The 12,418-nt window shown below is 69.8% G+C and carries 10 protein-coding genes; 3 read left to right on the forward strand and 7 right to left on the reverse strand.

Going from position 1 to position 12,418, the window contains the following annotated elements; genetic code table 11:
- The coding region (locus tag OO014_RS17240) for a serine/threonine-protein kinase (RefSeq protein ID WP_272463556.1) at positions 1-972 on the reverse strand (972 nt) is incomplete at its 3' end.
- A 65-nt stretch (positions 973-1,037) separates the two neighbouring features.
- A complete protein-coding gene (locus OO014_RS17245) occupies positions 1,038-1,469 on the reverse strand; it encodes a CBS domain-containing protein (RefSeq protein WP_272463557.1) in 432 nt (143 codons plus the stop codon).
- A 222-nt stretch (positions 1,470-1,691) separates the two neighbouring features.
- Here OO014_RS17245 and OO014_RS17250 point away from each other — a divergent pair, with 222 nt between their 5' ends.
- A complete protein-coding gene (locus OO014_RS17250; protein WP_272463558.1) occupies positions 1,692-3,245 on the forward strand; it encodes an alpha,alpha-trehalose-phosphate synthase (UDP-forming) in 1,554 nt (517 codons plus the stop codon).
- Complete coding sequence (otsB, locus tag OO014_RS17255; RefSeq protein ID WP_272463559.1) at positions 3,242-4,108, forward strand: trehalose-phosphatase; 867 nt, start codon at positions 3,242-3,244, stop codon at positions 4,106-4,108. The genes OO014_RS17250 and otsB overlap by 4 nt, the downstream gene beginning before the upstream one ends.
- A gap of 10 nt (positions 4,109-4,118) precedes the next feature.
- On the opposite strand, the gene OO014_RS17260 is transcribed toward otsB, so the two are convergent.
- The 5 genes from OO014_RS17260 to OO014_RS17280 form a co-directional block, all read right to left on the reverse strand.
- The gene (locus OO014_RS17260; RefSeq protein ID WP_272463560.1) at positions 4,119-5,129 is read right to left on the reverse strand and encodes a LacI family DNA-binding transcriptional regulator; all 1,011 of its coding nucleotides are present in this window, start codon (positions 5,127-5,129) and stop codon (positions 4,119-4,121) included.
- A complete protein-coding gene (locus OO014_RS17265) occupies positions 5,119-7,041 on the reverse strand; it encodes a glycoside hydrolase family 13 protein (RefSeq protein WP_272463561.1) in 1,923 nt (640 codons plus the stop codon). The genes OO014_RS17260 and OO014_RS17265 overlap by 11 nt, the downstream gene beginning before the upstream one ends.
- A 13-nt stretch (positions 7,042-7,054) precedes the next feature.
- Positions 7,055-7,996 carry a sugar ABC transporter permease gene (locus OO014_RS17270; RefSeq protein ID WP_272463562.1) on the reverse strand — a complete coding sequence of 314 codons (942 nt, stop codon included), beginning with the start codon at positions 7,994-7,996 and terminating at the stop codon, positions 7,055-7,057.
- Complete coding sequence (locus OO014_RS17275) at positions 7,996-9,540, reverse strand: ABC transporter permease subunit (RefSeq protein WP_272463563.1); 1,545 nt, start codon at positions 9,538-9,540, stop codon at positions 7,996-7,998. Before OO014_RS17275 ends, OO014_RS17270 begins: the two co-directional genes overlap by 1 nt.
- A 149-nt stretch (positions 9,541-9,689) precedes the next feature.
- Entirely contained in the window at positions 9,690-11,006 is a 1,317-nt protein-coding gene (locus tag OO014_RS17280) for a sugar ABC transporter substrate-binding protein (protein ID WP_272463564.1), read from the reverse strand.
- 288 nt (positions 11,007-11,294) lie between these two features.
- Between OO014_RS17280 and OO014_RS17285 the strand changes: the two genes are divergently transcribed.
- Complete coding sequence (locus OO014_RS17285) at positions 11,295-12,398, forward strand: ABC transporter ATP-binding protein (protein ID WP_272463565.1); 1,104 nt, start codon at positions 11,295-11,297, stop codon at positions 12,396-12,398.
- Positions 12,399-12,418 lie beyond the last annotated feature (20 nt).

A 12,418-nucleotide genomic window follows, 5' to 3' on the forward strand; every position in this document is an offset into this window, starting at 1 on the left:
CTCGGTGGACCCCGGAGGCTGCGACGCGGCGGGGGCCGCGGCATCCCAGGCCCCGCCGTGGGGTGTCGGCACGGTGGCGGCCCGGCCGGCTGCGAACCGCGCCAGGGCGTCGATCACGTCGTCCGCATGCGGTCGTCCGGCCGGGTTGGGCGACAAGGAGGCCCGCAGCAAGGGGACGAGGCGCGGGTCGACTCCGTCGAGGTCGACCTCACCGGCGCGGACCTTGGCGAGGACGACATCCATCCGACCCCGACCGAAGGGCGGCCGCCCCGAGGCCGCGAAGGTGATCGTCGCCGCCCAGCCCCACCAGTCGGTCGCATCGGTGATCGCGGCACCGTCGACGAGCTCGGGCGACAGGTAGCCGGGCGTGCCCATGACGAGGCCACCCATCGTGTGACGGACGTCATCCTCGATGTGCGCGATCCCGAAGTCGATCAGGACCGGCTCGCCGTCCTCGAGCAGGACGTTGCCCGGCTTGATGTCGCGGTGGACGACCCCGCTGGCGTGGATGGCCCTGATGGCCTCCGCTGTGCCACAGGCGAGCCGGAGGAGAGCGTCAGGGTCGAGTGGCCCGTGCTCCTCGACCCAGTCGTCGAGGGCGGGACCCGGGACGTAGCGGGTGACGACGTAGGGCCGCGGCGCCATGACGTCGGCGTCGATGACGGTGGCGACCCGGTGGTCCTGGATCCGCGAGAGCGTCTCGACCTCACGCTGCAGCCGCAGGCGGGCCTCGTCGTCCGTGGCGACGTGCGGGCGCAGCACCTTGATCGCGACGGCCCGGCCGCGGGGGTCGAGCCCGAGGTGGACCACGCCCATGCCGCCCTCGCCGATCTCCTCGACGAGCCGGTACTGACCCAGCCGCTCGTGCCGCTCGGAGCGCGGCCGGCCGCGTCCCGAGGCGCCGTCGAGCCCGGCGCGCCGCGCACCCGCGGGGGGTGCGGGCACCCAGCGGGTCCGGTCGTGCGCAGCCATGCCCCTACGGTAATTGACCGGGGGCCTCATCGAGCCCGCTTGAGCCGCTCGCGGGCGGCGTGCCGTCAGTGCGTGATGTAGTCGCGCAGCTGGTCGCGCTCGAGCTGCAGCTCCGACAGGCGGTGCTTGACGATGTCGCCGATGCTCACGATCGCCGCGAGGCGCCCGTCGCTGTCGAGGATCGGGACGTGCCTGACGCGCAGCTCGGTCATCGTGGCCGCCATGTCGGCGATGTCGTCGTGGGCCGTGCCCGTGGTGACCTCGCTCGTCATGATGCTTGCCACACTGCCCTCGAGGATGCCCGACCCCGAGGAGTGCAGGTGCCGGACGACGTCGCGCTCGCTCACGATGCCGTCCACGTGCGTGCCGTCGGCACTGACGACGCAGGCGCCGATCCCGTGCTCGGCGAGCTTGGCCAGCAGCGTGGAGACGGTGTCATCCGGCTTGATGACGACGACCTCGCCACCCTTGTTGCGCAGAACGTCGGAAATCTTCACGCTAGGCCTCCTCGACGATCGGGTATGTCCGTGATGTGCGGGTGCTGATGTGTCGTGCTCGGTCAGGACCCAGCTGCGGCCTGCCCTTGAGTCGACCCTAGAACGGGACCACTCGGGGCGCCAGAGGTGCGGTCGTTAGAGTGAGACACGTCTACCGCACGCCCGTTCCGGGTCAGCCGGACCGGGCCCGACCTCGAAAGAACACTGCCAGGAGCTGATTCGGTGACGTCCACCAGGAAGACCTTCGATCTCGTCGTCGCCGCGAACCGCCTCCCCGTGGACAAGCAGGTGGACGAGCACGGCAACGTCGAGTGGCGCCGGAGCCCGGGTGGCCTGGTGACCGCGATGGAGTCGGTGATGAGGTCCAACCCGGGGGCCTGGGTGGGCTGGTCCGGCGACGCCGGCGAGGCGCCCGCCCCGTTTGACGAGGACGGCATGCACCTGCGGCCCGTCGGCCTGAGCGCGGAGGAGGTCCGCGACTTCTACGAGGGGTTCAGCAACGACACCCTCTGGCCGATCTACCACGACGTCATCGTCCCCGCCTCGTTCCACCGCGAGTGGTGGGCAGCCTACGTCCGCGTCAACCGGCGCTTCGCCGAGGCCGTGGCGGAGGAGGCTGCCCCCGGCGCCCGGGTGTGGATCCAGGACTACCAGCTCCAGCTTGCACCGGCCTTCGTGCGCGAGCTCCGGCCGGACGTGCGCATCGGGTGGTTCAACCACATCCCGTTCCCACCGGTCGAGCTGTTCGCGCAGCTGCCGTGGCGCGCCGCCCTGCTCGAGGGGCTGCTCGGGGCGGACTTCCTGGGCTTCCAGCGCCAGGCGGACGCCCGCAACTTCGTGCGGGCCTGCCGCCAGCTGCTCGGCCTGCGGACGAAGGGCGAGCGGGTGGCCCTCGAGGACGGTTCCGGCCGCCGCGTGCGCGCCACGGCGATCCCGATCTCCATCGACTACCGGGGCCTGGAAGAGCTGGCCCAGCGGCCCGACGTCAGGGCGCGCGCCAAGGAGATCCGGGAGAGCCTGGGCAACCCCAAGGTCCTCATGCTCGGCGTGGACCGCCTCGACTACACCAAGGGCATCCGACACCGGCTCAAGGCCTACGAGGAGCTGCTCCTCGAGCGCCACATCGGCCCACCGGACGTGACCCTCGTCCAGGTCGCGACCCCGAGCCGCGAGCGCGTCGAGGCCTACCGCTCCCTGCGCGAGGAGATCGAGCAGACCGTGGGCCGCATCAACGGCGAGCTCGGCAAGATCGGCGCCCCTGCCGTCCACTACCTGCACCACTCCTACCCGCGCGAGGAGATGGCTGCCCTCTTCCAGGCCGCCGACGTCATGCTCGTCACGCCACTGCGCGACGGCATGAACCTCGTCGCCAAGGAATACGTCACCTGCCGGCACGATCTCGGCGGTGCCCTCGTCCTCAGCGAGTTCACCGGGGCCTGGCACGAGCTGCACCAGGCCTTCACCTGCAACCCGCATGACATCGAGGGCCTCAAGCAGGCGATGCTCCGGGCCATCAACACCCCGACCCGGGACAAGGAGCGCATCATGCGGGCGCTGCGACGCAGGGTCGCCGACCACGACGTCCAGCGGTGGGCCCGGCGCTATCTCGCTGCCCTCGACGCGGCACCTGACGTGCCGGCGCCGGACCCCCGGGGTGGAGGCGGCGCCCCGGTCGCTCCGCACGAGTCCGCCCCCAGCGCCACCGTCAGGGAGGGCCCGCTCACCGAGGGCGACGGCGATCCGGTCGGCGCGACGAGCCGGGGTGCGGGCGAGTGAGCCACGAGACCCAGCCCGATGGCAGGACCGATGGCAGGACCGATGACAGAACCGGTGACAGGCCCGGTGGCATCCCCGACGTCGCGCTCCGGCAGGCCCTCGTGGCGGCGGGCTCGGCCGACGGGCTGCTCGTCGCGACCGACTTCGACGGCGTGCTCGCGCCCTTCGACGTGGACCCCATGGCGGTGCGTCCGGTGGCCGGCGGCCTCGAGGCGCTCCGCGAGCTGGCCGCACACCCGGCAACGACGGTCGCCCTCGTGTCCGGTCGGGACCTCGGCACGCTGCGCACCCTCACGGGCGTCGCTGACGGGGAGCCGATCGTCCTCATCGGCAGCCATGGAGCAGAGTCCTCCGACGACGCCGTCCGGTCCGCGATGGAAGCCGCGGCGGTGACTGCCGAGGACCAGGCCCTCCTGGACTCCCTCACCGCCGAGATCACCACGCTGGTCACGGAGCGCCACCCGGCCGCCGGCCTGGAGCACAAGGCCGCCGCGATCGTCGTCCACACCCGGGGGCTGTCCCCGGACATCGCCGACGCTGCCGTCGCCGAGGCCCGTGAGGTTGCTCTCGCCCACCCGGGCGTCAAGGTGCTCAAGGGCAAGTCGGTGCTCGAGCTCTCGGTGTCGCACGCCGACAAGGGCTCCGCGGTCACTGCCCTGGGCCGGGCCCGCGGTGCGACGGCCCGCGTCTACTTCGGCGACGACGTGACCGACGAGGACGTCTTCACGCGGATGACCCGTCCCGAGGACGTCACGGTCAAGGTCGGCCGCGGGTCGACCGCCGCTCGCTACCGGGTCGAGGACGAGATGGCCGTGGTGGAGGCGCTGGAGCAGCTCGCAGCCGCCCGCCGCCCCGCCCCCTGAACACCGGGAGTCAGCGGCGGAGCGCTCCGGTCGACCCGCGCACGACGAGCTCGGGACGGAAGACGTACTCGGCCCGCGGGGACGGCTGGCCCGCGATCTCGTCGAGCAGGGCACGCACCGTCGCGGCACTCATCGCCGTGACGCTCTGCCGGACGGTCGTCAGCGGCGGGTCCGTGAAGGCGATCAGCGGCGAGTCGTCGTAGCCGACGACCGAGAAGTCCCGGGGCACGTTGAGGCCGCGTTTGCGCGCCTCGCGGATCACGCCGAGCGCCATCATGTCGGAGCCGCACACGACCGCCGTGCACCCCTTGTCGATGAGGCGGCCCGCCGCGGTGGCCCCGCCCTCGACGGAGAACAGCGAGCGCTCGATGAGCCCGTCGACGTCGGAGCGGCCGAGCAGCTCCTGCATCGAGTTGCGGAATCCGGCGATCTTGCGGATCACGGGGACGAACCGCTCGGGCCCCACTGCGAGCCCGATCTCGCGATGCCCCAGGCTGACGAGGTGCTCGAGAGCGAGGCCCATCGAGGCCACCTCGTCGTTGGAGATGAACGGCGCGTCGACGCCTTCGATGTAGCCGTTGACGAGGACGAGCGGCAGCCCCCGCTCCCGCAGGGCGATGTATCGCTCCGGATCGGTGTTCGTGTCGGCGTGCAGGCCGGAGATGAAGATGATGCCTGCGACGCCCCGGTCCAGGAGCATCTGGACGTAGTCGTCCTCGTGGACTCCCCCGGCGGTCTGGGTGCACAGGACGGGCGTGTAGCCGTTCTGGGCCAGGGAGGTCTCGATCTCCTGGGCGAACGCCGGGAAGATCGGGTTGTTCAGCTCCGGGACGATGAGGCCGACGAGGCCGGCGCTCTTGCGCCGCAGTCGGCTCGGCCGGTCGTAGCCGAGGACGTCGAGGGCCGTGAGCACCGACTGCCGGGTGCCGTCGGCGACGCCGGGCTTGCCGTTGAGCACTCGGGAGACCGTCGCCTCGGAGACTCCCGCCTGCACGGCGATGTCCCGCAACCTAGCCTTCACTGCCACTCCTTCGCCCCTGTCGGCGCGGCTGCGCGCCGCCGTCTGTCGGCGCCCACGTCCAGATCCGCACGCCGGGCCCCGAAGCGTTCAGTGTGACAGCCCGTTTGCCGAGACGAACAGCTGGACCGTATGCCGCTCGGCCCGTTTCGACGCCGGCCAGCTGCCGCACGGGGACCCGCACCGACTCGTGCGCCGCCCGGGAGACGTGCACGAGCGCAGTCTCCGTGGGGCTCTCGCGGAGGAACACGATGGCATCGCCGTCGGCGTGGACCCACCTCAGCCCGCCGCGGCGAAGGGCGTCGCTCGAGCGGCGCGCTGCGATCAGGCCGCGGTAGATGTCGTGGATGCCTCGGTCCCAAGCGGATTCGTCCCAGGGCATCGCTCTGCGACCGTCCTCGCCGAAGTCGCCCTCCATGCCGATCTCGTCGCCGTAGGTGAGCATCGCGAGGCTCGGCATCGTGAAGAGCAGCCCCGCAGCGACCTCCACCAGCCTGGGGTCGTGGGCGACGAGTGTGCGCAGCCGCGTCACGTCGTGCGACCCGACGAGGTTGAAGGAGTGCACGAGCGACTGCCAGGAGATGCGTGAGGTGAAGTCCCGCATCGTCTCGACCACTGCGCCGGCCTCGAGGACGGGGAGTGGGGCCGGTGCGCCCATCGTCATCGGGTCCGCGGCGTCATCCCGGATCCAGTTCCACACGGGCTTGCAGAAGCCCGAGTAGTTCATCACCCCGTGCCAGCCGTCGCCGGGGACGTCGGGGGTGTAGTCGTGGAAGTGCTCCCCCACGAGCAGCGCGTCCGGCGCGTGCCGCGCCATCGAGTCGCGCATCTGGCGGGCCACGTCATGGTTGACGTCCGTGCCGCGCCACCGGCCCGTCATGTTCGCGACATCGACTCGCCAACCGTCGAGCCCCTCCCGGCGACCGGGGCGGGCCAGCCAGCGGCGCACCACGCCCCTGGGCTCGTCGAAGATGCGCCGGCGCAGCCCCTCGTTGAGGTGATTCAGCTTCGGCAGCGACGGCACGCCGAGCCAGGCGACGTACTTCCCGTCCTCCCAGATGTAGTAGTCCCGTTCGGGGGTGCGCTTGCCGCCCGGCCCGTTGGCCGTGCGGAACCACTCGTGTGCGTCGCCCGTGTGGTTGGTGGTGAAGTCCCCCATCACCCGCAGGCCCCGCTCGTGCGCTGCCTTGTTGAGACGCTGCAGCGCACGGTCCCCACCGAGGATCGGGTCGACCTGGTCGAAGGACGCCGCGTCGTAGCGGTGGTTGGAGCGGGCCGGGAAGAAGGGCGTCAGGTAGACGACGTCCACCCCCAGGGCGACGAGGTGGTCGAGGTGCTCGATGATCCCGTCGAGGTCGCCGCCGTAGAGCTGGTGGGCCACCGCGTGCGGCCGCGTGTCCACCGGATCGGACCACTGCGCCGGGATCGCCCAGTCCGGCATCTCCCGACGGTCCGCCCGAGCCGACCGGGCGAAGCGGTCGGGAAAGATCTGGTAGACGACCGAGCCCTCCGCCCACCCGGGCGGCGGGCTGTCGTGCGCGACGAGCCGGAAGTCGCTCGCGTCCGGCACGTCGCGGTGGTGCACGCCGGTCCCGTTCAGCCACGCGTACTTCGTCGGTCCACCGACGAGCAGGAAGCGGTAGTTGGTCACCGGGTTGTGGCAGGTCAGGCGGACCTTCCACCACGCGTCGGTGGCGGTGGTCCGCACGAGCCGGCCCGGCGTGAACGCGCTCTCGCCGTCCGGAGCGGTGCGGGCATGGACCGCGTCGACCTCCGCCTCGAGCGGCACGCGCACGAGGACGTCGACGACGTCGCCGAGCCGAGGAGCGAGGTCGGAGACGTAGCGTCGGGAGCCGTCGTGGTGGGGCAGGTGCAGTCCGACGGCACGGCTGTCGGGAACCGGACTCAGCGGCATACGGAAGTCACGCTCACTTGACGGAGCCCTGAGTGAGGCCGCCGACCAACTGCTTCTGGAACGCCAGGTACAGCGCGACGACGGGGATCGAGGCGAGCAGGGCTCCCGCCGCGAACTGGCCGAAGAACTGGTTCGCGTCGTTGCCGAGGGTCATGCCGTAGAGGCCCACGCCGAGCGTCTGGTTCTCGACGTCGGTGAGGAAGATGCTGGCGAGCATGAACTCGCCGTAGAGACCGACGAAGACGAGCATGAAGACCGTCACGAGGATGGGCATGACCAGACGCAAGGTGATGGTGAAGAAGATCCGGGCGTGGCTCGCCCCGTCGACCGTCGCCGCCTCGTCGAGCTCCTTCGGCACGGTGTCGAAGTACCCCTTGAGCAGCCAGACGTTGGACCCCATCGCGCCGCCGAGGTAGGCCAGGATGAGGCCGATCGACGTGTTGAGGCCGAACGCCGGAAGGACGTCACCGATCTTCGCGAAGGTGACGTAGAGCGCCACCAGCGCGAGCATCGCCGGGAACATCTGCAGGAGCAGGAGGGCGAGCATCCCGGGACGGCGACCGGTGAACCGGAGGCGGGAGAACGCGAAGGCTGCGCAGGCGCCGATGAACACCGCTGCCAGCGCCCCCACGCCGGAGATGATCATCGAGTTCCTGTACCAGCTCCAGTAGGGGCGGGCAGGGTCGGAGAACAGCTTGTCGAAGTTGCTCAGCGAGAACCCCGACGGCAGGAGGCTGGCCGTGTTGAGCGTGCCGCTCGGGTTGGTGGCCGCCGAGTAGATGAAGACGATCGGGAAGAGCGCCCAGACCAGGGCGAGGATGCCGAGCAGGTGCCGCCACCAGACCCGCTTGCCCAGGCCTCCCCGATCTGGCGTCTCGGTGTGGCGTCCCACGGCGGCATCGACTCTGGTCTCCAGCCGGGGGTCGGCCGGCACGGGTGCGTTCACGGTGGACATCAGTTGACCTCCTCGAGGGCCTTGGTCTGGCGGAACGCCGGGATCGTCATGAGCGCGACGATGATGAAGATGACGACGGACACCGCGGCCGCGAAACCGTAGTTCGGCGCACTGCCCGAGAAGGCCAGCCGGTAGGCGTAGGTGATGAGCAGGTCGCTCGACCCGATGCTCGTGTCGTTGCCGTCGAACGGGCCGCCCTTGGTGAGCAGGTAGATGAGCCCGAAGTTGTTGAAGTTGAAGGCGAACGACGCGATCAGCAGCGGGCCGACTGCCACGAGCAGGAGCGGCATGATGATCGAGCGCAGCGTGCGGAAGGCGTTGGCGCCGTCGATGATCGCCGCTTCCCGCACGTCCCGCGGGATCGACTGGAGCGCGCCGGTGCAGACGATGAACATGTAGGGGAAACCGAGCCACAGGTTCGTGATGAGGATCGCGGCCTTGGCCCCCCAGGGTGAGCCGAGCCAGTCGACGTTGAGGCCGAGGGCGCCGTTGATCAGGCCGTAGTCCTGGTTGAACATGCCCCGCCACACCAGCGCCGTGATGAACCCCGGCAGCGCGTACGGGAGGATCAGCAGCGACCGGTAGATCGCCTTGCCCTTGAGCCGAGGGTCGTTGAAGAGCAGGGCGATCAGCATCCCGAGCAGGAACGTCGAGAGCACGGAGACCACGGCGAAGACGACGTTCCAGATGAAGATCTTGACGAAGCCGGCACGCAGGGTCTCGTCCGTGAAGATCCGCGTGAAGTTCGCGAACCCGACGTTCTCCTGCCAGCCCTGCGGGAAGGCCACGGACGGGTCGGCGGTGCTGACCCAGCGGGCGTTCTTCGGCTCGAAGACCGTCGGCGGCGTCGTGCTCGAGTCGGTCAGCCGGTCCGCGCTCGCGTCGTAGGTGACGGACGGCTTGCCCTCGAAGGCCTCCGAGAGGCCCACGGGCTTGATCCCGCCGCCGTCGCCGGTCGGGACCGCCAGGGCCGAGAGGTCCTTGCTCCGCGCATTGACCTCGCGGGCCGTGAGGATCGTGTAGCCGGGCGCCTTGGTGATCTTGCCCGTCGTCGTCTTCTCGACGCCGTCGGCAGGCAGTGGCTCGAGGCCGCCGGTGTCACCGACGAACATCGTGTCGTCGGGCTTGGTCAGGAGGAGGACGAGGTCGCCGGTGGTCGCCGACGCCCCTTCCTTGGTGGCGACGGACATCCGGTAGCGGGGGCTGTCCGGGACCTCGCGCACGGACTGGGCGATGATGTCGGTGACCGTCTCCTCCTTGGAGATCAGGTGCCCGTCACCGTAGTTCGTGAGGGAGAGACTGGCCGTGAAGATGATCGGCCACAGCTGGAACGCGACGAGGAGCAGCATCCCGGGCAGCAGGTACTTCAGCGGCACGTTCCGGCGAGTTCCGTAGACGGCGAGGATGCCGATGCCGAGCATGCCGGCGACGATGACGGCCATCGTGTACCCGGCGATCGCGAGCTGCGTCGCGACCCACAGGACACCGGCCAGGGCCAGCGCGATGAGCACCCACTTGATGACGAGGGCGGTGAGCTTGGTCATGAGCCACTTCCTTTTGCGCCGGCCCGGCGCCATTGCCGTAGATGCAGGAAGGGGGAGCCGTGAAGTTCCCCTGAGCCCCCGGTGCGGGGGACGGACCTCCGGGACCCGCCGCTGCGGCGGGCCCCGGAAGCCGTTTCAGATCAGGGAGCTCAGCCCTTGGCGATGTTCGCCGCGATCTCCTTGGCGGCCGCGTCGAGACGCGTCTTGGGGTCCGACTTGCCGGAGATGATGTCGGCGGTCGCCTGACCGAACGGGCCCCAGACCGAGTTCATCGCGGGGATGTTCGGCATCGGGAGACCATCGGCACCGGCCTCGTACCACGCCTTGACGTCGGGGTCGCTCGCGGCGACCTCGTCGTAGGCCGCCTTGAGGGCCGGCGGGCGCTTGCCGACCTCGAAGAGGGCCAGCTGGACTTCCTTGCGCGGGATGTAGTTCGTGACGAACTCCTGCGCGAGCGTCGCGTTCTTCGCCTTGCTGGAGACGTAGAACATCTGCACGCCGAGGAACGGCTTCATCGCGCCGCCGCCGGCGAGGCTCGGGAGCGGGGCGATGCCGTAGTTGACACCGGCCTCCTTGGCCTTCGCGACGCTCCACGGGCCGCTGATCATGAACGGGGCGGCCTTCGTGTCGAAGAGCGCGTCCTGGTTCGTGTCGTCGACGTTGGTCGAGAGGATCTTCTTCTTGCCGAGAGCAGCGAGGACCTCACCACCCTTGATGGAGCCGGGGCTGTTCACGAGGAGCTTGTTGGGGTCGTAGTCGCCGTTGTCCTTCACGGCGAAGATGCCGCCGTCGGGGAAGGCCGACAGGTACGGGTAGGCGAAGTAGGCGTTGCCCGTCTTGGAGACGAACTGCGACAGGACCTGCTTGGCCTTGCCCTCCTTGACGAGCTGCTCACCGGTCGCGACGAGCTCGTCCATGGTCTTGGGCGGGTTCGGGACGAGGTCCTTGTTGTACATCAGGCCGATGTTCTCGACGGCGTAGGGAACGCCGTAGGACTGGCCGTTGAACTTCGTCGCGGCGATCGCGTTCGGCAGGAACTGCGAGGCGACGTCGGCCGAGAGGTTGATCGGGGCGACGGTGGAGTTCTGGACCAGCTCGCCGAGCCAGTCGTGGGCGCCGACGATGACGTCGGGGCCCTTGCCGACCTTCGTCGCGTCCTTGAACTGGGCGCGGGTGTCGGTCGAGATCTGGACCTTGACGGTCACACCGTTCTCTGCGGCGAACTCGTCGGCGTACTTCTGGACCGCCTTCGAGCGGTCGGCGTCGGTCCAGATGACGAGGTCGACGTTCGCGTCACGAACCGGCGCTGCCGTGCCGGTCGGGGTCTCGGGAACCCCGGTGGTCGTCTCCGACGCGGCGGGGGCGGGTTGAGTGCTGGACGGGGTCGGGGTCGACCCACCGCAGGCGCTGAGGGCCAGGGCGGCGACACCCATCACGGCCACGCCACCAAACGCACGCTTGTGCATGGATTCTCCTTTGAAGCCGGGTGGCACACGCCGCCACCGGTGCGAGGACCATAGCAAGATCTTTCAGGCCGTTGTAAGTACTTGCTGCAATTTTTTGCAGTGATCTGCCTCTCCACACCCGCGCCCGACCACCTGCCTCCCGCACCCTGAGCACGCGCCGCACCGCGGACGACCTGTGGACCCAGCCCAGCGGCATACGACATGATGCAGGTGGCCCCACCAACCGAGGGCACCTTTACAACGGATCGTCCGGCACGTTCCTGCCGGTGAAGGAGAGGCAAAGAAGCCATGGCAACAGTGACGTTCGACAACGCGACGCGGCAGTACCCGGGCAACCCCAAGCCGTCCGTCGACAAGCTCAACATCGAGATCGCGGACGGTGAGTTCCTCGTCCTGGTCGGCCCCTCGGGATGTGGCAAGTCCACCTCCCTGCGCATGCTCGCCGGCCTCGAGGAGGTCAACGGCGGGCGCATCCTCATCGGTGACCGCGACGTGACCAACCTGTCCCCCAAGGACCGCGACGTCGCCATGGTCTTCCAGAACTACGCGCTCTACCCGCACATGTCGGTCGCCGACAACATGGGCTTCGCCCTCAAGATCGCCGGCGTCGACAAGGCCGAGATCCGCAAGCGCGTCGAGGAGGCCGCCAAGATCCTCGACCTCACCGAGTACCTCGAGCGCAAGCCGAAGGCCCTCTCCGGTGGCCAGCGCCAGCGCGTCGCCATGGGCCGCGCGATCGTCCGCTCCCCCCAGGTCTTCCTGATGGACGAGCCGCTCTCCAACCTCGACGCCAAGCTCCGCGTCCAGACCCGCACGCAGATCGCGTCGCTGCAGCGGCGCCTCGGCGTCACGACCGTCTACGTCACGCACGACCAGGTCGAGGCCATGACGATGGGTGACCGTGTCGCGGTGCTCAAGGACGGCATCCTCCAGCAGTGCGACACGCCGCGCCGGATGTACGACCACCCGGCCAACGTCTTCGTCGCCGGCTTCATCGGCTCCCCCGCGATGAACCTCCTCGACGTCGCCGTCGTCGACGGCGGCGTCGACGTCGGCGGCCACACGGTGCCCGTCGAGCGCGAGCACCTCTCCGGCGCAGGCTCGCACGTGACGCTCGGCGTTCGCCCCGAGGACCTCGAGACGGCCGAGGACGGCCACGGCATCCCCGTGACGGTCGACGTCGTCGAGGAGCTCGGCGCCGACGCCTACATCTACGGGTCGGCGAAGGCCAAGCAGGTCGAGTCCACCGGCGAGGAGGCCAAGGACGCACCGTTCATCGCCCGCGTCGACGGCCGCCGCCCGCCGGAGAAGGGCGAGACGGTCTACCTGCGCCCCAAGACCGGCCACGTGCACATCTTCAACGCCGAGAACGGCCTGCGCATCGGCGACTGACGTCCCCGACGCGCGAGGGA

Source organism: Intrasporangium calvum (genome assembly GCF_028446585.1).
GTDB lineage: Bacteria > Actinomycetota > Actinomycetes > Actinomycetales > Dermatophilaceae > Intrasporangium > Intrasporangium calvum_A.

Excerpts from the sequence above, each read along its gene's own strand:
- OO014_RS17265 (WP_272463561.1), bottom strand. The coding sequence starts at position 7,041 with ATGCCGCTGAGTCCGGTTCCCGACAGCCGTGCCGTCGGACTGCACCTG.
- OO014_RS17270 (WP_272463562.1), bottom strand. The coding sequence starts at position 7,996 with ATGTCCACCGTGAACGCACCCGTGCCGGCCGACCCCCGGCTGGAGACC.
- OO014_RS17275 (WP_272463563.1), bottom strand. The coding sequence starts at position 9,540 with ATGACCAAGCTCACCGCCCTCGTCATCAAGTGGGTGCTCATCGCGCTG.
- OO014_RS17280 (WP_272463564.1), bottom strand. The coding sequence starts at position 11,006 with ATGCACAAGCGTGCGTTTGGTGGCGTGGCCGTGATGGGTGTCGCCGCC.
- OO014_RS17285 (WP_272463565.1), top strand. The coding sequence starts at position 11,295 with ATGGCAACAGTGACGTTCGACAACGCGACGCGGCAGTACCCGGGCAAC.